This is a genomic window from Nocardiopsis akebiae (genome assembly GCF_018316795.1).
Lineage (GTDB): Bacteria > Actinomycetota > Actinomycetes > Streptosporangiales > Streptosporangiaceae > Nocardiopsis > Nocardiopsis dassonvillei.
This window is the reverse complement of sequence record NZ_CP074132.1, coordinates 2,617,930-2,639,299: the sequence shown is the minus strand read 5'-3', so window position 1 is coordinate 2,639,299 and position 21,370 is coordinate 2,617,930. Positions and strand designations below refer to the sequence as shown.

16 protein-coding genes and 1 pseudogene are annotated in these 21,370 nt (G+C 73.7%); 4 read left to right on the top strand and 13 right to left on the bottom strand.

The window, feature by feature from the left end; all coding sequences use genetic code 11:
* Positions 1-69: 69 nt before the first annotated feature.
* Complete coding sequence (locus tag KGD83_RS11375; protein ID WP_212643737.1) at positions 70-2,286, bottom strand: MMPL family transporter; 2,217 nt, start codon at positions 2,284-2,286, stop codon at positions 70-72.
* A 150-nt stretch (positions 2,287-2,436) separates the two neighbouring features.
* On the opposite strand from KGD83_RS11375, the gene KGD83_RS11370 reads away from it, so the two are divergent.
* Positions 2,437-3,219, top strand: coding sequence for a TetR/AcrR family transcriptional regulator (locus KGD83_RS11370; RefSeq protein ID WP_212643736.1), 783 nt, complete (start codon positions 2,437-2,439; stop codon positions 3,217-3,219).
* 94 nt (positions 3,220-3,313) lie between these two features.
* Positions 3,314-4,654, top strand: coding sequence for a neutral zinc metallopeptidase (locus KGD83_RS29115; RefSeq protein WP_212643735.1), 1,341 nt, complete (start codon positions 3,314-3,316; stop codon positions 4,652-4,654).
* Between the two features lie 36 nt (positions 4,655-4,690).
* Here KGD83_RS29115 and KGD83_RS11360 read toward each other — a convergent pair whose 3' ends face one another.
* The 9 genes and pseudogenes from KGD83_RS11360 to KGD83_RS11325 form a co-directional block, all read right to left on the bottom strand.
* Positions 4,691-6,091 (bottom strand): FAD-dependent oxidoreductase, encoded by a 1,401-nt coding sequence (locus tag KGD83_RS11360; protein WP_212643734.1) that lies wholly within the window; start codon positions 6,089-6,091, stop codon positions 4,691-4,693.
* A 54-nt stretch (positions 6,092-6,145) separates the two neighbouring features.
* Entirely contained in the window at positions 6,146-8,074 is a 1,929-nt protein-coding gene (dxs, locus tag KGD83_RS11355; protein ID WP_212643733.1) for a 1-deoxy-D-xylulose-5-phosphate synthase, read from the bottom strand.
* 222 nt (positions 8,075-8,296) lie between these two features.
* Positions 8,297-9,082: a sulfite exporter TauE/SafE family protein gene (locus KGD83_RS11350; RefSeq protein ID WP_212643732.1), complete on the bottom strand. Its 786-nt coding sequence runs from the start codon at positions 9,080-9,082 to the stop codon at positions 8,297-8,299.
* Positions 9,083-9,119: 37 nt separating this feature from the next.
* Complete coding sequence (locus KGD83_RS29110) at positions 9,120-9,557, bottom strand: hypothetical protein (protein WP_338036954.1); 438 nt, start codon at positions 9,555-9,557, stop codon at positions 9,120-9,122.
* Positions 9,558-9,771: 214 nt separating this feature from the next.
* A pseudogene (locus tag KGD83_RS29105) lies at positions 9,772-10,059 on the bottom strand (styrene monooxygenase/indole monooxygenase family protein); the annotation flags it as partial.
* A gap of 178 nt (positions 10,060-10,237) precedes the next feature.
* A complete protein-coding gene (locus KGD83_RS11340) occupies positions 10,238-11,518 on the bottom strand; it encodes a sugar ABC transporter permease (protein ID WP_212643731.1) in 1,281 nt (426 codons plus the stop codon).
* The gene (locus tag KGD83_RS11335) at positions 11,518-12,315 is read right to left on the bottom strand and encodes an ATP-binding cassette domain-containing protein (RefSeq protein WP_212643730.1); all 798 of its coding nucleotides are present in this window, start codon (positions 12,313-12,315) and stop codon (positions 11,518-11,520) included. Before KGD83_RS11335 ends, KGD83_RS11340 begins: the two co-directional genes overlap by 1 nt.
* Positions 12,316-12,403: 88 nt before the next feature.
* A complete protein-coding gene (locus tag KGD83_RS11330) occupies positions 12,404-13,546 on the bottom strand; it encodes an ABC transporter substrate-binding protein (protein ID WP_212643729.1) in 1,143 nt (380 codons plus the stop codon).
* A 906-nt stretch (positions 13,547-14,452) separates the two neighbouring features.
* Positions 14,453-15,643 carry an ROK family transcriptional regulator gene (locus KGD83_RS11325; RefSeq protein WP_212643728.1) on the bottom strand — a complete coding sequence of 397 codons (1,191 nt, stop codon included), beginning with the start codon at positions 15,641-15,643 and terminating at the stop codon, positions 14,453-14,455.
* Positions 15,644-15,754: 111 nt separating this feature from the next.
* On the opposite strand from KGD83_RS11325, the gene KGD83_RS11320 reads away from it, so the two are divergent.
* Positions 15,755-16,363: a uridine kinase family protein gene (locus KGD83_RS11320; RefSeq protein ID WP_212643727.1), complete on the top strand. Its 609-nt coding sequence runs from the start codon at positions 15,755-15,757 to the stop codon at positions 16,361-16,363.
* Between the two features lie 16 nt (positions 16,364-16,379).
* Here KGD83_RS11320 and KGD83_RS11315 read toward each other — a convergent pair whose 3' ends face one another.
* Positions 16,380-17,270, bottom strand: a complete 891-nt coding sequence (locus KGD83_RS11315; protein ID WP_212643726.1) for an alpha/beta hydrolase — start codon at positions 17,268-17,270, stop codon at positions 16,380-16,382.
* Between the two features lie 163 nt (positions 17,271-17,433).
* On the opposite strand from KGD83_RS11315, the gene KGD83_RS11310 reads away from it, so the two are divergent.
* Entirely contained in the window at positions 17,434-18,090 is a 657-nt protein-coding gene (locus tag KGD83_RS11310) for a TetR/AcrR family transcriptional regulator (protein WP_212643725.1), read from the top strand.
* On the opposite strand, the gene KGD83_RS11305 is transcribed toward KGD83_RS11310, so the two are convergent.
* Positions 18,080-18,772, bottom strand: coding sequence for a potassium channel family protein (locus KGD83_RS11305; RefSeq protein ID WP_249352274.1), 693 nt, complete (start codon positions 18,770-18,772; stop codon positions 18,080-18,082). The genes KGD83_RS11310 and KGD83_RS11305 overlap by 11 nt on opposite strands.
* A gap of 77 nt (positions 18,773-18,849) precedes the next feature.
* On the bottom strand, positions 18,850-21,192 hold the full coding sequence (locus KGD83_RS11300; RefSeq protein ID WP_212643724.1) for a serine/threonine protein kinase: 2,343 nt from the start codon (positions 21,190-21,192) through the stop codon (positions 18,850-18,852).
* Positions 21,193-21,370: the final 178 nt, after the last annotated feature.

Here is a 21,370-nt window from a genome sequence, read left to right as displayed (position 1 = left end):
CGTCACAGCACCGCCGACGGCGAAACGACCCCGCCCGGGAGCTCCCGGGCGGGGTCGCGCAACGGGCGGTCACACCCCCGCGTGCACCCTCCTGCGCCCGTCCCGCTCCACGGCGGGTTCGGGCCCGTCCTCGTCGCCGCCCTCGGAGATCCCGATCCGGTCGTGCAGCCAGCGCAGCGGCCGGGGCAGCCACCAGTTGGCCCCGCCCAGCAGGCGCATCGTGGCGGGCACCATGACCGCGCGCACCAGGGTGGCGTCCACCAGGACAGCGATGGCCAGGCCGATGCCGATGATCTTCAGGAAGAGCAGGTCCGAGGTGCCCATCGCCAGGAGCACCACCATCAGCAGGATCGCGGCGCTGGTGATGATCTGGCCGGTGTGCTGGAGCCCCGCCGACACCGAGCGCGTGTTGTCGCCGGTGCGCAGGTACTCCTCGCGCACCCGGCTGAGCAGGAACAGCTCGTAGTCCATCGCCAGGCCGAAGGCCACGACGATGATCAGCACCAGGTAGGTGGGGTCGATGGTGCCGACCGCCTCGAACCCGAGCAGCCCGGAGAAGGCGCCCTCCTGGAAGCCCCAGACCACAACGCCCAGGGAGGCGCCCAGGGACAGCGCCCCCATGAGCACCGCCTTGATCGGCAGGACGATCGAGCCGAAGGCGAGGAAGAGCAGGAGCAGGGTGGCCGTGGCGACGAAGCCCACGGTCATGGGCGCCGCGTCGACGATCGCCGCCACGTTGTCCTGCTGCATGGCGGCCACGCCGCCGACCAGGCTCTCCTCCGCGCCCTCCGGGACCGGTTCGGCGCGCACGTCGCGCACCAGGTCGGCGACCTCCGGGGAGTCGGAGGCGCCCCGGTAGGCGACCACGACGTGGGCGACGTCCTCGCCGGTGCGCTCCACGGTGGCCGACACGGCCTCCTCCAGGCCCGCCAGGCGCTCGGTGTACTCCTCCAGGGCCCCGTCGTCGGCGCCGCCGACCACCGCGACGTCGAGCGTGCCCAGGCCGCCCGCGGGGAAGTCGTCGGAGAGCGCCTCGGTGGCGATCCGGCTCCCGGAGTCGGCGGGCAGGTAGCGCTGGTCGGTGGATCCGAGTTCAGTGGAGGCCAGGCCGGCGCTGAAGACCAGCAGGACGCCGCCGACCGCGACCAGGGACACGGCGGGGCCGCGCATGACGACGCGGGCCAGGCGCGACCAGGCCCCCTCGTGCACGGCGCCGGTGACGGTGCGGCGGGGCAGCGGCAGCCGCAGGCGGTCGATCCGGTGCCCGACCGCGGCCATCAGCGCGGGCAGGAAGACCAGCGCCGCCAGCAGGTCGAAGACCACGACGGCGATGCCGCCCCAGCCGATCGACTTGAGGATGGGCTGGGGGAAGAAGAGCAGGCCCGCGAAGGCGATGCCGACGGTGATGCCGGAGAAGGCCACGGTGCGTCCGGCGGTGTCGACGGTACGGCTCACCGCGTCGGCGATGCCGCGGCCCCGGCGCAGCTCCTCCCGGAAGCGGCTGACCATGAACAGCCCGTAGTCGATGGCCAGCCCCAGGCCCAGGATGGTGGCGACGTTGATCGCGAACACCGACACCTCGGTGACGTGGGTCAGCGCGCGCAGGAGGGTCAGCGAGCCCAGGATGGCCAGACCGCCGACGGCGAGCGGGACCAGGCCCGCGACGAGGCCGCCGAAGATCAGGACGAGCAGGAACAGCAGGATCGGCAGGGTGATGAGCTCGGCGCGGACGACGTCGCTCTCGGCGCTCTCGGCCAGCTCGTGCTCGATGGCCACCGAGCCGCCCAGGTGGACCTCCAGGTTGCTGGAGGACAGGTACTCGGCCACCTCCTCGTACTGGTGGAGGCGGTCGGCGTGGGTCTCCCCGCTGAGGGTGACGGGGATGTAGGTGGCGTCCATGTCCTCGGCCACGAGCATGCCGCGCTCGGTCTCGCCGAGGTCCTCGTCGAGGTAGGTGTCGAAGTCGGCGACCGCGTCCTCGGGCATGCCGTCGGCGATACGCTGGACCGCCGCGGCGAAGGTGGGGTTGTCCACCTGGATCTCGTCGCTGCGGTAGACCGCGACGACGTCGACGCCGTCGTGGCCCAGCTCCTCCTCCAGGACGCGCGTGGCCCGCGCGGACTCGGAGTCGGGGTCCTCGAACCCGCTCTCGCTGACGTCGGAGAAGAGCCCCGAGCCCCAGATCCCGGAGAAGACCGCGAAGGCCGCGGTGGCGGCGAGGACCGCCCAGCGCCAGCGGTGGACTCCCCGCCCCAGCCGACCGAAAAGCCCCGTTTGTGTCGGCATACGCCGCCCTTTCAGGAAACAGACCCCGTGTCCGTTAACGGTGTTTGCTAACGGTGTTCACTAAAGCGTGCGGGCGTTACGATGTCAACGTCGTCGACGAGGACCACGGCGCCCCGACCGGGTGCCCGAGACAGGGGTGTAGCGCAGCAGATGGCGAAACCGCAGCTGGACCGGGTGACGGGGAGGCCGAGCCGACGCGAGCGTGTGCGCGAGGCCACACTGGCGGAGATCAAGGGGATCGCCCGTCGGCACCTGGTCGAGCACGGGTCCGGCGGGGTGTCCCTGCGCGCCATCGCGCGGGAGATGGGGATGACCGCGCCGGGACTGTACCGCTACGTGACGGGGATCGACGCGCTGCTGGTGCTCATCACCGCGGACATGTTCCAGGAACTGGGCGACGCGGTGGCCGCGGCGGACGCCAGCGTGCCCGCCGAGGACACCGACCTGCGCATCCTCACCTCGCTGCGGGCCTTCCGGGCCTGGGCGGTCGGGCACCGGGCCGAGTTCGCCACGATGTTCGGCCCGCGCGTGCGACTGGCCCCCGAGACCGACGTCACACCGGCGGTGGAGGCCGGGCGGCGCTTCGGGGCGACCTTCTACACCCTCTTCGACCGGCTCCTGTCGGAGGAGCGGTTCGTGCTGCCCGACGGGGACCGCATCACCCCGGAGCTGGCCCGCGAGCTGCGCGCCTTCGCCGACACCTGCGGCTTCTCGGCCCCGCACATCCCGGTGGAGGCGGTCATGGTGCTCAGCACTTGCTGGGTACGCCTGTACGGGGTGGTGTGCATGGAGGTGTTCGAACACCTCGACTTCGTGATGCGCGACATGGAACCGCTCTTCGAGTCCGAGCTTCAGAACATGCTGACGGGCCTGGGGGTTCGCTACCGGCCGCCGGAGAGCGGCACCCCGACGTCCGTGGGTACGTCCGGTTAAGCCTCATACTGGAGTTCTGCGACTCTTGCCGGATTCGCCCCCGGGCGGAGACGACACCCCGGCACGCTGCGGCACGATAGCGAGGACTGACCCCGTGGAGAACCCATCCGGCGGTGAGCGGCCCGGAGGCGAGACCCCCCGACCCGAGCGGTCCGGTACCGGAGGCGCCGAGGAGGCCGCCGGACGCGGAGCGGACGGACGGGAACCCGGCGGAGCGGAGCAGGGGCGGGACGGAACCGCACGCACGCACGCTCCCGCACGCCCCGGACCGGGCGCCCCGCCGTACCGCACCGCTCCCACCTCCCCCGGGCTGACACAGGCCGGTGCGCCGTACCGCCACGTCCTCCCCGCCGCCCTCTACGGCCACCCCGTCCACCCGGGTGCCGGGTACGGCCAGCCCGCGACGGGCCCCGGCCCCGCGCCGCACCCCTGGCGGGCACCGGGCGCCCACACGCACCCCCACCCCTTCGCGCTGCCGCCCGGCGGCCACCCCGCCGCCCATCCGGGGACCGCCTGGCAGCCGACCGCGCCGTCCTGGCCGCAGCCGCCGGAGCGGCCCTCGCGCCGCGGCGGCGCGAGCGTCCTGCTCGGTTCGGCGGGCGCGGCCGTGATCGCCCTCGTGGCGCTGGGCGCGAGCATCCTCATCGTCGCCACCACCCCCCAGGAGGAGCCCCAGCCCACCGGTGTCGACCTGTCCGCCCACTACGACGACCGCCTCAGGGCGCGGCCCAACCAGGTGGAGGTCGACGTCGTCGACCACCCCCTCTACGACGTCGCCACCCCCGAGCCGGTCGAGTGCGACGTCCCCGAGCTGGACATGGACTCCGACGAGTCCTGGGAGGAGTTCGCTGCCGTCTCCGGGGACTGCCTGAACACGCTGTGGGCACCGGTGTTCGAGGACCTGGGCCTGTCCGTGGAGCTGCCCGAGTTCGCCGTCACCCGGACCTCGCCCGACCCCCCGGACGCCAGCCCGGAGGACGGGTACACGCTCGCCTACTACGAGAGCGACCTGAGCCGCATCACCGTCGTGCTGCCCAACGTGCGCCACCTGGGCGCCCTGCTCCCCCCGAGCGAGCGCGAGGAGGTCTGGCTCGCCCTGATGGGCCACGAGTACGGCCACCACGTGCAGTACGCCACCGGCATCCTGGGCGTCGCGCACGGCATGACCTGGAAGGCCGAGAACGAGCAGGCCGAGCTGGAGGCGATGCGCCGCACCGAACTCCAGGCCGAGTGCATGGCCGGGGTGGGCCTGCGCGGGATCACCGGCGCCGACGAGGGGGCCCTGCGCACGGCCAACGAGCACTTCAACGGCGGCGGCGACCTCGACACGCACGGCACCGCCGGCAACCGGGCCCTCTGGCTGGAGAGGGGCTGGTCGCAGGAGACCGTGGAGGGCTGCAACACCTATGGCGCCGACACCGACCAGGTCGCCTGAGCCCTCCCCGCGGCCGCGGGGAGGGCGGGGCGGGAGTCAGCCGCCGACGACCCTTCGGTAGGCCTCCCAGCCGTGGAGCTTGACCCGCTCGCCCCGGTCCAGCTCCACGGCCTGGTCGGCCTCTGCGGTGTCGATGCGCAGCCAGTCCTCGTAGTCGCTGTGTGCCACCCCGCGCTCGTCCAGCACGGTCTCCAGCGGGACCAGTTCCGGAGCCGCCTCGCGCAGCGCCCCGGCGTCCTCCAGCAGGGCGCGCACGGTCGCGGCGGCGTCGGACTTGTTGGTGCCGATCACCCCGGTGGCGCCCCGTTTGATCCAACCGGCCACGTAGTCGCCGGGGACCGCGACGCCGTCGGCGTCCAGGACGCGCCCGCCCTCCTGGGGCACGGTGCGCCCCTCGGAGTCGAAGGGCACCCCGGGCAGAGCGACGCCCGCGTACCCCACCGAGCGCAGCACCATCCCGGCGGGCAGGTCGGTGGTCCGGCCGGTCCCGGTCAGACGCCCGTCGGCGTCCAGGCGGGTCTCCTCCACCCGCACGCCGCTCACGCGCCCCTCCTCCCGGCCGAGGACCTCCACGGGCCGGGCCCAGAAGTGCAGCCGCACGGTGCGCCCCCGCCCGCGTGGCCCGCGGGAGGCGTGTTCGGCCAGGAGCCGCAGGTTGGTGCGGGCGGCCCGGGCGACGTCGCGCAGCTCGGGGGCGCCGGTCCCCACGGCGGTGGGGTCGATGTCGACCTGTTCGGGGCGCACGACGACGTCGGCGCCGGGCAGCGCGAGCAGGTCGCGCAGCTCGGGCGCGGTGAACTTGGCCTGGAGGGGGCCGCGCCGCGACAGCAGGTGGACGGTGCGCACGCGGCTGGCGGCGAGCACGTCCAGGACCGGCTGGGGGATGTCGGTGTGGCGGAGCTCGTCGGCGGTCTTGGCGAGGATGCGCACCACGTCCAGGGCGACGTTGCCCGCCCCGACCACGACGACCTCCTCCGCGTCGAGCACGAACCGCTCCAGGGCGGTGTCGGGGTGCCCGCAGTACCAGTTGACGAAGTCGGTGGCGGCGACGCTGCCGGGAAGGTCCTCCCCCGGCACGTCCATGCGGCGGTCGACGCTGGCGCCGGTGGCGTAGACGACGGCGTGGTGGGTGCGGGCCAGGTCGGCGCGGGTGAGGTCGGCGCCGAACTCGACCCCGCCGACGAAGCGCACGTCGGGGTGCTCCAGAACCCGGCGCAGCGCCCGGGCCACACCCTTGATCTTGGTGTGGTCGGGGGCCACCCCGTAGCGCACCAGCCCGTAGGGCGTGGGCAGGCGGTCCACGACGTCGACCCGCACGGGCACGCGCCGCTGCCGCGTCAGGGCGTCGGCGGCGTAGACGCCCGCCGGGCCGGAGCCGATCACGGCCACCCGGAGCGGTGCGGCGGTGCTGTGCTGCTCAGGTTCGGAGGAGCTCATGTGCCCATTCTGGCAGCCCGGGGGCGTCCCCCGGGCTGCCAGGGACGCGTGCGCTCAGGCGGTCTCGTCGGCCAGTTCGCCGGCGGACTTGGCGCCGTCGGTGTGCCGGGAGACCGTCTCGGTGAGGCTGCGGGACAGCTCCTGGGGGGTCAGGCCCTGCTCGCGCAGGATGTCGTCGCGCTTGGCGTGGTCCAGGAACTCCTGCGCGATGCCGAACGTGCGCACCGGCACGTCCACGTCGTGGTCGCGCAGCAGACGGGCCACGGCGTCGCCGACCGCGCCGGTGCGGCCGTTGTCCTCGATGACCGCGACGACGCTGTGCTCGGCGGCCTCGGCGACCAGGGCCCCGTCCAGCGGCTTGACCCACAGGGGGTCGACGACGGTGACGCCCAGCCCCTGGGCGGCCATCCGGTCGGCGACCTCGCAGGCGACCTGGGCCATGGTGCCCACGCCCACGATGAGCAGGTCCTTGGAGTTGCCGCCGTCGGCGGCGCGGCGGAGCAGGTCCATGGAGCCGATCCTGCCCACGGCGTCCAGCTGCTCGGCGACCGCGCCCTTGGGGTAGCGCACGACGGTGGGCGCGTCCTCGACCGCGACGGCCTCGCGCACCAGGGCGCGCAGGCGCTCGGCGTCGCGGGGCGCGGCCAGGCGCAGGCCCGGGACCACCTGGAGGATGGACATGTCCCACATGCCGTTGTGGCTGGCGCCGTCGTTGCCGGTGATCCCGGCGCGGTCCAGACAGAAGGTGACGCCCTGGCGGTGCAGGGCGGCGTCCATGAGCACCTGGTCGAAACAGCGGTTGAGGAAGGTGGCGTAGACGGCCACGACCGGGTGCAGGCCGTTCATGGCCATGCCGGTGGCCGCGGTGGCGGCGTGCTGTTCGGCGATGCCCACGTCGAAGGTGCGCTCGGGGTAGGCCTCGGCGAACTTGTTGAGGCCGGTGGGGTGGAGCATGGCGGCGGTGATGGCCACCACGTCGGGGCGCTCGGCGCCGATCTCGACCATGGTTTCGGCGAAGACCGAGGTCCACTTGACGGCCTTGGGGCCGGGCTTTGCCCGGCCGGTGGCCACGTCGAAGGGGCCGGGGGCGTGGAACTGGTCCTCGTCGTGGTTCTCGGCCGGGGCGTAGCCCTTGCCCTTCTGGGTGATGCAGTGGACGATCGCCGGGCCGCCGAAGTCCCGGGCGCGGCGCAGCGCCTTCTCCAGGGCCTGCTCGTCGTGGCCGTCGATGGGACCGAGGTACTTCAGACCCAGGTCCTCGAACATCATCTGCGGCTGGATGGCGTCCTTGAGGCCCTTCTTGATGCCGTGCAGCGCCTCGTAGAGGGGCTGGCCGACCACGGGCGTGCGGTTGAGGGTGGTCTTGGCCAGGTCCAGGGCCTGCTCGTAGCCGGGGGCCATGCGCAGGGAGGCGAGGTGGTCTGCCAGACCGCCCATGGTGGGCGAGTAGGAGCGGCCGTTGTCGTTGACCACGATGACCAGGCGCCGGTCCCGGCGCTCGGCGATGTTGTTGAGCGCCTCCCAGGCCATGCCGCCGGTGAGGGCGCCGTCGCCGATGACGGCGACCACGGTGCGGTCCTTGCGGCCCCGCACCTCGTTGGCCTTGGCCATGCCGTCGGCGTAGGACAGCGCGGTGGAGGCGTGGGAGTTCTCGACGAAGTCGTGCTCGGACTCGGCGCGGGAGGGGTATCCGGACAGGCCGCCCTCGGACTTGAGGTTGGTGAAGTCGTGGCGGCCGGTGAGCACCTTGTGCGCGTAGGCCTGGTGCCCGGTGTCGAAGATGATGGGGTCCTTCGGGGAGTCGAAGACCCGGTGCAGCGCGATGGTCAGCTCGACGACGCCGAGGCTGGGGCCCAGGTGCCCGCCGGTCTGGGAGCAGGAGTCGACCAGGAAGTCCCGGATCTCCTGTGCCAGCGCAGGGAGCTGGTCGGCCGGAAGCCTCTTGAGCGCTTCCGGATTGTGTATCGACTCGAACAGTGCCACTGTCTCGTCAGTCCCCTCGTCCCGCGTGTCCGTTGAGTTTGCCGTTCCGTGCCCCTGACGTGGGCCGGGCCTGGCTACCGGCAGGTATGCATACCCGAGTTTATGGGCGTACGTCCACGGGTCCTACCCAACCCCGCGCGGGAGCGGCCCATGGAACCCCTACGCCGTCCGGTTACCGGGTTTTCGCGTACATTACTCGGTCCCCGGCGCGGTGGCCGCGCGTCATCCCAGGAAGGCCCGGGCGAGCAGTCCCAGCGCGGAGGCCGCCACGACCGCCAGCAAGGCCGCGCGCAGCCGCCCGGCGTCGACGCGGCGGCGCAGCGCGGTCCCGGCGAAGAAGCCCGCTACGACGAGGGGGACCGCGCAGGCGCCGACCGCGGCGCTCCGGGCGTCCATCTGGCCGCCCAGGGCCAGGGCCGCCAGCGAGACCGCGCCGCCCAAGAGGAAGAACGCGGCCAGGGTGGCGCGGACCCGGGCGGGCTCCTCGTACTGGTAGAGCAGGGCCATGGGCGGGCCGCCGATCGTGGTGGCGGTGCCGGTGAGTCCGGACAGGGCCCCGGCCGCCACGAGCGAGACTGGGGTGATGCGCACCCGCAGGGACCAGAGCGAGAGGGCGACGGCCACCAGCACCATCGCCCCGACCGCGCCCGCCAGCGCGCGGGGCTCCAGGGCGGCCACCACCCACACGCCCAGGGCGGTTCCGGGCAGGCGAGCGGGCAGCCCCCAGGCGAGGCCCCGCCAGTCCACGTGCCGCCACTCCTGGAGGAGCGTGAGCCCGGGCAGGGCGATCACGGCGACCAGGAGCGCCCCCGGCACGAGGGTGGGGTCCAGGAAGGACAGGACGGGCGCGGCGACCAGCCCGAGGCCGAGGCCGACGGTGCTCTGCACCGCGGCCCCGGCGAAGACGGCGACCACCACGGCGGCGGCGAACGCCGCCACGTCGGTGGGGGCGAGCAGGCCGTGACCGCTGGGGGCCAGGAAGGATGCGGCGGAGAGTTCTACGGGCACGGCGTGCGACGCTACATCCCCACCGTCCCGACCGGGTTCAGGAGGTAGGGAGATGGGACGACCGCGCGGGCTCGGCGCGCCGGACGCCGTCCACGTAGGCCGGGGCCCGTTCGGGGTGCGGGAACCACCCGGTCAGGTCGCCGGGGTCGCTGAAGCAGTTGGCGAAGCGGTCGGCCGTCTCCTGGTGGCGCGCGGCGAGGCGGTACGGCTCCTCCAGGTGCGGCGGGGCGGTGAGCAGGCCCCCGCTCCACGCGGTCACCTGGCTGGCCAGGCGCCAGTAGGCGGCGAACGCCGAGCGCGTTAAGGCCCCGTCGAAGGGCCGTAGGCCGTGGTCGACCGCGGCGCGGCGGTAGACCTCGGCGGCGAAGGAGGCCATGTTGGTCCCCTGCGCGGTGACCGGGTCGTTGGCGGCCACGGAGTCCGCCACGCCCAGCACCGGGGTTCCGTTCGCCAGGCGGGCGACGGGTTCGCGCACCACCGGCGCGTAGCCGCCGCGCAGGGCCGCCCCGGGTCGGCGGGGCGGGCGTGGGCCAGGCGCTCGTACTCCCAGGGCGCCTCCCGGTACAGCGCGTCCGGCAGGCCCGCGAGGACCTCCTCGCCGGAGGCGCCGGGGGGCAGCTGCCGGTCCGGGGACCGCCGGGCACCGCCTCGACCATGACGGCCTCGCAGACCCCGGCCAGGGAGTAGGTGGGCAGCGTGGTGACCTCACCCGCGCCGGGGACGGCGGTGCGGCTGAGCACCGGCCCGTCGGGGTGGGGCCCGGCGCCGGTCACGTAGGCCAGCGCCAGGGAGCGCTGCGGGGACCGGAAGCGCGAGCGCCGGGTGTCGCGGGGGAGGACCTCGGAGAGCGCGCCGCGCCCGGAGGCGACGACGGTGAGCTCGTGGTCGGCGGCGAGCCGTTCCAGGTCCTCGGCCAGGACGCGCCCGCGCAGGAGGGTGCCGCCGCGCCGGACGGACAGGGCGAGCCAGGCCGACATCTTGAGCCGCTGGTCGACCGACTGGGCGTGCTCGTCCAGCGCGCGGGAACCCGGGAGGAGGGGGCGGCGCGAGGGCCCGGTCCGGCGCCTGGGGCGCCGGACCGGGCGGGAGGGGGCGGGGACGGCGGGGAGTGGGCGCCGTCCGCCGCCCGGGGATGGCTCGCGTAGCCGTGCCGGGTCAGGCGCCTCCCCTGGCGTGGGTCTTGCGTCCCCGGCGGGAGACGGAGTCCAGGATGACCGCGATCAGCAGGACGGCGGCGGTGATCATGAACCGGACCGAGGTGTCCATCTGGAGCAGCAGCAGACCGGAGGTGATCGCGCCCAGGACCAGGCCGCCCAGCAGGGCGGAGTAGGCGTTGCCGCGCCCGCCGAAGAGGCTGGTGCCGCCGATGACCGCGGCGGCGATGGCCATCATCAGCTCCTCGCCGCCGCCGGTGGCCACGCTCGCCGCGAAGTTGCGCGAGGTCAGCATGATCCCGCCCAGGGCGGCCAGGGCGGAGGCGATCCCGAACACGGAGATGCGGATCATGTCCACGTTGATGCCGGCGCGGCGCGCCGCCTCGGCGTTGCCGCCGACGGCGTAGACCATGCGGCCGTAGCGGGTCTTGCGCAGGACCAGGTCGAGCACGACCACGAAGCCCACGAAGATCAGGAAGGCCAGCGGCACGCCCTTGTACTGGTTGAGCACCCACACCGCGACCAGGATCGGCACGAACAGCAGGGCCGCCCGGAAGAGGATCTCGGTCCAGGGCTTGTAGGGCAGGTTGGCCTGGCGCCTGCGCCGCTCCACCACCGCCACGGAGACCACGTACAGGACGACGGCCAGGACGGCGAGCGCCCAGCCCACCACCGGGACGAAGAAGGTCTGCGTCAGCAGCGAGATCGGACCGCTCGGGCTGGTGTTGATGGTGCCGTCGGCGCCCATCAGGTACAGGTGCAGGCCCTGCCAGCCCAGCAGTCCGGCGAGGGTGACCACGAAGGCCGGTACCCCGAGTTTGGCGAAGACGACGCCGTGGAGCAGGCCCACCACGAGGCCGACGGCGAGGGCCGCGCCGATCGCGATCCACTCCGAGACGCCCTGTTTGACGGCCAGCACGCCCAGGACCGCGGCGGCCAGTCCGGCGACCGAGCCGATGGACAGGTCGATCTCGCCGAGCAGCAGGACCATGATGACGCCGGTGGTCATCAGGCCGATGGCGGCGATCTGCACGGTCAGGTTGGACAGGTTCTGCGGCGACAGGAACCGGTCGTTGGCCGACTGGAAGACGACGGCGATGAGGATCAGGCCGATGACCACGGGGATCGGGCCCAGTTCGCCGCCGCGCAGGTTGCGGCGCAGGGCGTCGAGCCAGCCCTTGGGCGAGGCCGCCGTGGTCAGCAGGCGCGGGTCGCGCTTGGACTCGGCGGAGCCGCCCGCACCCGTGGCGGGCGCCTTGGAGACGGGGGTCTGCTGGGTCATCACTTGTCCTCCGTGGCCAGGGCCGAGGCGCCGGTGCGCTCGGAGCGGCGGCTGACCGGGTTGTCGGCGGCACCGGTGATGGCGGCCACGATCTCCTCGTAGCTGGTCTCGGCGACAGGGAAGTTCCCGGCGTTGCGGCCCAGGCGCAGGACCACGGCGCGGTCGGCCACCGCGCGCACGTCGGCCATGTTGTGGCTGATCAGCAGCACGCCCAGGCCCTGGTCGCGCAGGCGCTCGATGAGGTCGAGGACCTGGGCGGTCTGGGCGACGCCCAGGGCGGCGGTGGGCTCGTCGAGCATCACCACGCGCGGCTTGCCCAGCAGGGAGCGGGCGATGGCGATGATCTGGCGCTGGCCGCCGGAGAGGGAGGCCACCGGGACGCGCAGGCTGGGGATGCGCACGGACAGCGAGTCCAGCAGCTCCATGGCCCGGCTCTCCATCTCGACCTCGTCGAGGGTGCCCGGGAAGTGCAGTTTCTCGTTGCCCAGGAAGAGGTTGCCGACGATGTCCAGGTTGTCGCACAGGGCGAGGTCCTGGTAGATGGTGGCGATCCCCAGGCGCTGGGCGTCGGAGGGGGCGTTGATGCTGACCGGCTTGCCGTCCCAGGTGATGGCACCGCCGCTGTCGGCGGGGTGCGCTCCGGAGATGACCTTGACCAGCGTGGACTTGCCGGCGCCGTTGTCACCGAGGAGGGCGACGACCTCGCCCTCGCCGACGTGGAAGTCGACGTCGCTCAGGGCCCGGACGGCACCGAAGGTCTTGGAGATCCCGGACAGTTCCAGGACTGGTGTGCTCATGCGTTCGCTTCTCTTCTCTCGCCCTGGCCGGGGACGGCGGGGCGGCGGGGCGCCCCGCCGTTCCGGGCCCGGAACGTCCGCACCGGCTCTACAGGGCTTCCTGGCAGAAGTCCGTGTCGGCGTAGTCGTCGGTGCAGATCTCCTCGATGCTGTAGATCCCGTCCGAGACGACCGTGTCGCCGACGTTCTCCGCGGTGACCGCGATCGGCTCCAGCAGGACGGCGGAGACGGTCTCGCCCCCTCCGTCCTCGACCTCGGTGAGCGTGTGCTCGCCCAGCTCGGGGTCCTCACCGGTGGCCAGGCCGACGGCCATGGCCGCGGCCACCTGGGCCTCGGGCTGGATCGCCTTGTAGACGGTCATGTACTGCTCACCGGCGATGATGCGCTGGATGCCCGCGAGCTCGGCGTCCTGTCCGGTCACCGGGGGCAGGTCCTCCACGCTCACGCCCGCGCTGCGCAGGGCGGAGATGATGCCGGAGGCGATGCCGTCGTTGGCGGCGTAGACGCCGGTGATCTCGTCCAGGCCCAGGGAGGTGATGGCGCCCTCCATCTGGGCGTTGGCCTCGTCCGGCGACCACTCGGGGGTGTCGAACTCCTGGCCGATGTCGATCTGGTCCTCGAGGACCCCCATGGCCCCGGCCTTGAAGCTGGCCGCGTTGGGATCGGTGGGCGAGCCGTGCATGACGACGATCGAGCCGTCACCGGTGGTGTCCTCCTCCTCCAGGGCCTCCAGCAGCGACTCGGCCTGGACCTGGCCGACGCGGTTGTTGTCGAAGGAGACGTACATGTCCGCGCCGCCCTCGGCTAGGCGGTCGTAGGCGATCACGGGCACGCCCTGGGACTTGGCCTCGTTGACCGTCCCGGCCGCGGCGGCGGCGTCCACCGGGTCGAGGACGAGCACGTCCACACCGTCGGTCAGCATGGCCTGGGCCTGGGTCTGCTGCTCGCTCACGGACTGGTCCGCGTTGGCGTAGGAGACCTCGCAGTTGGGGCACAGCTCGCCCATCGCCTCCTCGAAGAAGGGGCGGTCGAAGGCCTCGTAGCGGGCCGTGTGGAGGTCGGGCAGGAGCAGTCCGACGTGGAAGCCCTCCTCCACGGTGTGGGTCTCCTGCTCGGCCTCGCCGCCGGTGGTCGTGAGCGAGCCACAACCGGAGACGAGGAGGGCGAGAGCGGCTCCCGCGGCGGCGAAGCCGGCGGACGTGTACCGCGGTGTGAAGCGTCGTGCGTTCAACGCTAGGTACCTCTCATGACGGGGGATACGGGCGGTGGAACTCGCGAGTGGTGGAGTGAAGTCAAACCCCGCCGCCACCTTGCCGTCAACTCCTGAACACATAACCGAAACATCACGGGCCTTGCGTTCAGAGCGTGAAATAATGGAAAACCCAGGCCAGAGCGGGATTCTGGGCGTGTGAGCTCACGTGAAGGAGTTTCGGTTTTTACCGAGCGACGGCCCGTTCCGGCACTGACCTCGGTGTTCGCGGCATCGTCAGCCTACGTGCGGGCTCCGTTCAGCGAAGCACCCGCCCGCGGCCCGACCTGCTGCGGGCCGCGCCGGGAGCCCGCGCCCCCCGCCGTGGGAACGCGGCGCCACCGCGCGATTCCACCGCGTCACCGGTGGTACGGGAATCGGCTTCGCCTTGGCGAGGAACCCCGGGGCTCTAGCCCCAGGGGGAATCACCGCGCACGCCCCATCGGTCCGCCAGTGACGGGGGCACAGTGGGCTGCTTCGGCTCGGTCTGTCACTGGCCGGGTGCACGATGGTGGGCGTGTCGAAGATCGTGGTGCCGCTCAGGCTCAGGCCGCCGCCCGAGCGGGCGGCGGTGTCGGCCTCGACCCTGCGCGCGCTCAACACCCACGCCACCTGGGTGGCGAAGGTGGCCCACGAGCAGGGCCTGATGCGCGACTACGAGCCGCGCAAGCACACCTACCGGCAGCTGCGCGCGGCCGAGGTGGGCTCACAGGCGGCCCAACACGTGGTCAAGAAGGCGTGCGACGCCCACCGCACTCGCCGCGCCAATCTGGACAACGGCAACTACGGGCCGAGCTGCGAAAAACAGACCTTAGACGGCGCGGTCGGGTCGGACGCGGTGAACTCCCCCGCACCCAGCGGGGTGGCGCAACCGCACACTCGGTCCCTTCAGGACCAAGAAGCTGACTTCGCCTGCTGGGCGGCCATGCGCAGCGCCCCGTACAGCGAGGCGTCCCTGCCCAGCGCGCTCGGCACCAGTTCGAGCCGCTCCAGGGCGCTGCTCAGCGAGCCCAGTTCCATCGACCGGCGCATCGGGTCCAGCAGCAGTTCACCGGCCTGGGCCAGGTCCCCGCCCACGATGACCCGGTCCGGGTTGAACAGGTTGGCCACGATCGCGGTGCCCTGGCCCAGCGCGGTGCCCGCCTCGGCGATGATGCGGCGGCTGCCGGGGTCGCCCTCCAACGCCGCGGCCACCATGTCCGGGATGCGGACGGGGTCGGGGCCGCGGGCCACGTCGGTGTTCTGCGGCAGCATGTCCAGCAGGTAGCCCGCGCCGACGAAGGTCTCCAGGCAGCCCCGGTTGCCGCAGCGGCACACCTGCCCGCGCGGGTCCAGCGCGATGTGCCCGATCTCCCCGGCCGTGCCTCCCGCGCCGCGGAAGAGCTGGCCCGACATCATGATGCCCGCGCCCACGCCGTCGTTGATGACCAGGTGGACCACGTGCTCGGCGCCCACGCCCGCGCCCCGGTGCTGTTCGGCCATGACCGCGAGGTTGGCGTCGTTCTCGGCCAGCACCTCCAGGCCCAGCCGCTCGGTCAGCGCCTTGGCGGGGCGAAAGCCCGCCCAGCGGGTCAGGCAGGAGATGCCGCCGACCTCGCCGGTGCCGGGGTCGATCGGTCCCGGGATGGAGGCCACCACCGAGGACACGGTGCCCCGGTCGACCCGGCTGCGCAGCAGGATGGTCTCGGCCAGCCAGGCGGCGCGGCGCACCCCGCGCTCGGCGTCGGAGGCCACGTCGTAGCCGATCTCCTCGCGGGCCAGCATGTTGCCGTCGCTGTCGCCCACCGCGACGCGGACGCTGTCGGCGGTGAAGTCCACGGCCACGACCGCGCCGGGCCGGCGAACGAGGGTGATGGCCTTGGCCCGGCGGCCGTTGGAGGAGGTGTCGCGCACCAGGACCGTCCCGGCGGCGCGCAGGCCGCGGACGATGTTGGAGACGCTGGCCGCGGACAGGCCGGTGGCGCGGGCCAGCTCTGCCTGGGTGCGGGTGCCCTCGCTGCGCAGTACGTCCACGACCCGCCGCTCGTTGGCCCGGCGCAGGGCTGACTGTGATCCCGGTGTCGCGGCGGCCTCGGTCACCAGGTGCCCCTCCCCCTGCTTTCGTGGCCGCGTTTTCGGCGCTGTTGCGAGGAATGCTACAAGCAATGAACGCAAGCAGGAACTTCACATCCGCCGCGTTAGGGTCCGAAGGTGAGCAGAGCACGCATCAGCACCGCCGAGTCGGGGTGGGCCGACCTCCTGGCCGGGGCGGTCCCGCCGCCCGCCCGGGCCCCGGGCCGGACGCGCGCCGTGGCGGTCGAGGGCCGCTCGGGCGCGGGCAAGAGCACGGTGGCCGACGCGCTGCGCGCGGCCCTGGCCCGGCGGGGCGAGGCCGCCGCCGTGCTGACCATGGAGGACCTCTATCCGGGCTGGCGCGGCCTGGTCGAGGGCTCCGAGCTGCTGCGTGAACGGGTCCTGGCCCCGCTCGCGCGCGGGGAGCGGGCGGCCTGGCGGCGCTACGACTGGGAGCGGGGGGAGTTCGCGCGGGAGTGGACGGCGCTGCCCGGCGACGTGGCGGCGGGCGGGGTCCTCGTGGTGGAGGGCGGCGGCTCCGGGGCCGCCGCCGTGCGCGGCCTGCTGGACCTGCTGGTGTGGGTGGACGCGTCCGACGCCGAGCGCGCGCGGCGGTTGGACGGCCGGTGGGACGCGTCCGTCTACGCGCCGCACCGGCGGGCGTGGGCGGAGCAGGAGGAGGCCTTCCACCGGCGCGACCGCCCCCGGGAGCACGCTGACGTGGTGGTCGCCAACCCGGCCCGGTGACCTGTGCCGGGAGCGGTCAGGCCCCGACCGCTCCCGGCACCTCCCCGTCGCCGAGGGCCGGTTGACCGGACCCGCGCACGAACCCGGTGACGGCGTCGAGCACGGCCGGATCGCGGAGCAGCGCGCTGTGTCCCAGGCCCGAGGTGGTGACCAGGCGCGCGCGCCCGTGGTGGGCGGCAAGCGTCAGGTGCGACTGCGCCGTGGGGACGACGGTGTCGTGCTCGTCGTGCAGCAGCAGGAGCGGCTGGGCGAGGGCGGCCCCCTCTCCCACGGAGAAACGGCTCCACACGGTCGGGTCGCCCTCGAAGTGGTGCCCCTCGACCGCCCGGCGCAGGGCCGCGGCGGCGCGGGGGCCCAGTCCGAGCGCCGCGGCGAAGGCGTGGACGGTGAAGGCGAAGTCCGACACCCCGGCCACCAGGACCGCCCGGTCGGCCTCGACCCCCTCGCGCAGGGCGTGCACGGCGAAGGGCGCGCCCAGGGAGTGCGCGACGACGGCGGCGAAGCGCCCGTGGCGGGACTGGAGCAGTCCCATGATCTCGCGCGCGTCCAGAACGGTGCCCACCGGTCCGGGCGTGGCTCCGTGGCCGGGCGCGTCCCAGGAGACGGGGCTGTAGCCGAGGTCGAGCAGCCTCCGGACGAGCGGCGCGAAGCGGGAGGCGCGCGACCTCCAGCCGTGGACGAGCAGGACGGGGAGCGCGCCGTCGCCCCAGGAGTAGGCGGCCACGTCCCACCCGCGCACCCGCAGGGTGTGGACGCGGGCCCGCTCGTGCAGGTCCAGGTCGGCGGCGGCGACGGGGCGAGGGCGGCCCGCGTGGGACCACAGCCCGCGCAGCAGTCGACCGGTCAGGCGCGGGGCGGGCACGGCGGCCGCGTTGAGGACCGCGCCGACGAGACGGGTGGTGTTCACGGGGGGCTCTCTTCCGGTGGGGTGACTGGCGCCAGAAAACTATACGAACGATCGTATTATTTGTTTGGCATGCCGCCTACGTCAAGTGGCTTGTACCCTGATGGCCTGATCGACCGACCGTTCACTCTTCGCCCCTGCGGGCGCCACCCCGGGAAGGACGCCTATGACCGCACGGACCGACGGACGGCTCCAGCGGGGCGACCAGACCCGCCGGGCCGTGTTGGAGCACGCGGTGCACACGGCGTCGGTGGAGGGTCTGGAGGGCCTCTCCCTGGGGCGGCTCGCCAAGGAACTCGGGGTCAGCAAGAGCGGGGTGTTCGCCCACTTCGGCTCCAAGGAGGAGTTGCAGCTGGCCACCCTGGAGGCCGGACGCGCCGTCTTCGTCCGGCACGTGGTGCGCGACGCCCTGGAGGTGCGCCCCGGTGCGGGACGGCTGTGGCGGCTGTGCACGGCCTGGATCGGCTACTCGCGCGGGCGCGTGTTCCGGGGCGGCTGCCTGTTCTACACGGCCATCGCCGAGTTCGAGTCCCGGCCCGGGCGGGTGCGCGACGCCCTGCGGGAGAACAGCCGCCAGTGGCAGGACCTGCTCGTGCGCACCGCTGGGGACGCCCGTCAGCTGGGCGAGCTCTCCGAGGGGACCGACCCCGCGCTGCTGGCCTTCGAGCTGCGCGCCCTCATGGAAACCGCCAACTCGTTCTCACTGCTGGAGGACGACCTGGAGACGCCCTACGCCGCCGCGCGCGCCGCCATCGCCGCCCGCCTGGACTCCCTGTCCGCCCCCGGCGCCCCGCGCCCGTGGTCAGGACCGGTCAACCGGTGACCGCGCGGCCGTCCTCCCGGCGCGGGCCGGTGAAGGCGCCGACGAGGCGGGCCACGACCGTGGTCAGGAACAGCGTGCCCACGACGCCCTCGGCCGCGGACAGCGAGCGCGCCCACGCCGAGACCGGCACGACGTCGCCGTAGCCCGTGGTGGCCAGCGTGACGTAGGAGAAGTAGACGAACTGCTGCCAGGTGACCCGGCCCCCCGGGTGCGCGGAGTCGGCGAAGCTCCCGGGCCACAGGCTCTCCAGGGCGCCGAACACCGTGGTGAACAGACCGCCGAGCAGCAGGTAGACGCACACCGCCGCCAGGACGATCTCCAGCTCGTGGGTCCGGCTCCGGCGGTAGACGAACCGCAGCAGGGAGTACATGAGCGCGAGCTGGAAGGCCGCTCCCGCCGCGAACATCGACACCAGCGCCGCGCCCCCGCCGCCCGTCGCGCCGACCCAGGCCGCGCAGCAGAGCAGCGCCGCGCCCGTGGCGGCGGTGGGGGCGATCCGGTCGTGCGCCCCGCGCACCAGCACGACGCCGGAGAGCACCACTCCCACGTAGGCGACCAGGTAGAGCCCCGTCCAGACGGGACCGTGGAGGGTGACCGGGTACCCGAACTGGAGCAGGACCACGAACCCCAGGAACGCCCCCAGGCGCACGGGACGCCCCGGACCGCCTCCTGCTCTGCGCACGGTCACCACTCTGGCACGGCCGCTCCGCCGGGCGGCGGAGGCCGCGCCGGGCCCGGGCGCGGTCGGCGCGGCGCGGGTCAGCTCCGCCCGCAGATCTCCCTGGCCCTGCGCAGGTCGCCCTGGATGCGGGCGACACCCGACGTCAGCTGCGGCAGCTGCGCCGCCGCGCCGTTGAGCTCCTGGGAGCGCTGGTTGCGCCGGGCCACGCCGCCGGAGACGACCCGCACGGTCACCTCCAGGGCGATCGCCCCGACCAGGCCGAGCAGGCCCACCGACATGAGCAGGCCCGCGGGCCCCTCCACCCCGTTGCCCGTCGCCAGTCCGGCGAGCAGAGCGGCGGGGATGCCGAAGACGGCGAACCGGCAGATCCGCAGGCCCAGGAGGAGGCGCTCCTGGAGCCTGACCCCGCGGCGCAGGTCGGCGTGGTCGGTGCTGACCTTGTTGTGCCGGGTCTCCCAGCTCCGGCGCTGCTCGGCCAGCGACCGCATGGTCGGCAGGGCGCCGTAGACCACGGCCGCGTACCCGGCGCTGACGGGCACCGGCGCGCCCTCGACGCGGCTCCACAGGATCGCCACCCACTCCCCCAGGCCCGTGTCGCCGCCGTCGCCGGGTGGCACCAGGCGCTCGGGGCGCAGCAGGAAGGCCAGGATGAGGGCGGCGCTCACGTTGACACGGGCCGCGCGCCAGCCCTCCAGCTCGCCGGTGAGCTGTTCCTGGAAGGCGTTGGCGGCCCGTTCGGCCTCGTCGAGCTGGTCGGCGAGCCGCATCAGGTCGGCGGAGTCGGCACCGTGGTGGGCGCCCATGGTCCTGAGCACGCTGGGGCGGGCCATCAGGACCATCTCGTTGGCCTTGGGCGCGCCGGTGAGCAGGGGGCGCGGGTCGTCGAACATCTCGCCCAGCTCGGCCACGGTGGCGCCCCGGCCTCGGAAGATCGGCGGCAGGTCGGGGCGCAACTGTGAGACGAACGAGGCCAGCGCCAGGTTGGCGTCGTTGTTGACGTGGCCCCGGAACAGGGACCGGTCCACCGTGGTGTCGCCGAGGTCGTCGACGAGCCAGGCGCCCAGGGCCGCCCGCTCGGCCGGGTCGCTGAAGACCTGGACGGCCGCGCTCCAGTTCTGCTGCATGGCCTCGGCCAGATCGCCCGGGTCGGTGAAGCGGATGCCGTGGAAGTGGTACGGGGGAACGCCCGTCCGGTGGAGCGGGGTGTGGGGGCCGCTCACCGCACCCGTCCCGAACGCCCGGGAGTAGGACGGCGGGGTGTGGGGGCCGCTCACCGCACCCGCTCCGGACGCCGGGGGGTGGGACGGCGGGGTCGTGGAGTACGGCGGCGCGGTCGGCGGCGCCAGACCGGCCGGGGCGGCGCCCGACGCCATCTGCGTGTAGGCGCGGGTCGCGTCCGCCCTCGGGGCGTCGGCGGGGGCGGCCCGGGTCGGGTCCACCGGGACCGGAGGGGCCACGCGTGTGGCGTGGGCCCCCGGGTGCTCGCCGGGGGCGACCCGGGTGGGGTCGCTCTCCCACGGGGTGCGCGCGTCGGCCGTGGGCGGGACCCGGGTGCCGCCGTCGCCCGCCGCCGGACGCGCGGCCGTGGCCTCGGAGGGCGCGGAGATCAGCAGGTTGAGCAGGGTGGTGGCGTCGGGGCGGCGCTCGGGGTCCTTGTCCAGGCAGGAGCGGACGATCCCGGCCAGCGGTCCGGTGAGGGGGCCGAGGTCGGGCTCCCCGCCCAGGATGCGGGCGATGCGGGAGGCCTGGGTCGGCCCGGGGAAGGCCTCGTGGCCGGTGGCGGCGTAGACCATCACCGACCCCCAGGAGAAGATGTCCACCGCCGAGGTCAGCCGCATGCCCTCCAGCTGCTCGGGCGCCATGTACCCGATCGTGCCCACCACACCGCTGGCGGTGACAGAGGTGGTCTCGACCGCGCGGGCGATGCCGAAGTCGATCACGCGCGGCCCGTCCGCGGCCAGCATGATGTTGTCGGGTTTGAGGTCGCGGTGCACGACCCCGGCCGCGTGGATCGCGGCCAGCGCGGTGGCCGTGGAGACGGCCAGGCGGTGCAGCTCGACGCCGCTGCGCGGGCCCTCGGCGGCCACGGCCCGCTGGAGCGTGGGGCCGTCGATGAACTCGGTGGCGATCCACGGCTCGGCGGCCCCGGGGTCGGCGTCCAGGATCGGGGCGATGCAGAAGCCGCTCACCCGGCGGGCCTGCTCGACCTCGGTGCTGAAGCGGCGGCGCATCTCCGGATCCCCCGCCCAGCTGGCGTGCAGGATCTTGACCGCGGCGCGACCGCCGTCGGGGTCCTCTCCGAGGAAGACCTCGCCGAAGCCGCCGCGCCCCAGCGACCGCACCAGCCGGTAGTTCCCCGCAGTACGGCCGGAGGGCTGCCCCGCCCCGCCGTTACCCGTCTGGACGTGCTGGTCCTCCACCAGGCCACCCCGTATCCGTCGTCATCGCTTCCCCCGGCGGACCCTTGACGGGCCCGTGGGAACTATAGCCACGTTTCGGTCGGCCCGGACCCGGGGACATGGGCGGGCACCGAACTCCCGTTCTCTGAGGTCGGATGCGGTGCCCGAGGGAAACGTTCTCTCCCCGTCCCCGACCGAA

Coding starts and splice junctions, on each gene's coding strand:
- KGD83_RS11340 (WP_212643731.1), bottom strand. CDS start 11,518: ATGACCCAGCAGACCCCCGTCTCCAAGGCGCCCGCCACGGGTGCGGGC.
- KGD83_RS11360 (WP_212643734.1), bottom strand. CDS start 6,091: ATGAGCTCCTCCGAACCTGAGCAGCACAGCACCGCCGCACCGCTCCGG.
- KGD83_RS11370 (WP_212643736.1), top strand. CDS start 2,437: ATGGCGAAACCGCAGCTGGACCGGGTGACGGGGAGGCCGAGCCGACGC.
- KGD83_RS11375 (WP_212643737.1), bottom strand. CDS start 2,286: ATGCCGACACAAACGGGGCTTTTCGGTCGGCTGGGGCGGGGAGTCCAC.
- KGD83_RS11335 (WP_212643730.1), bottom strand. CDS start 12,315: ATGAGCACACCAGTCCTGGAACTGTCCGGGATCTCCAAGACCTTCGGT.
- KGD83_RS11310 (WP_212643725.1), top strand. CDS start 17,434: ATGACCGCACGGACCGACGGACGGCTCCAGCGGGGCGACCAGACCCGC.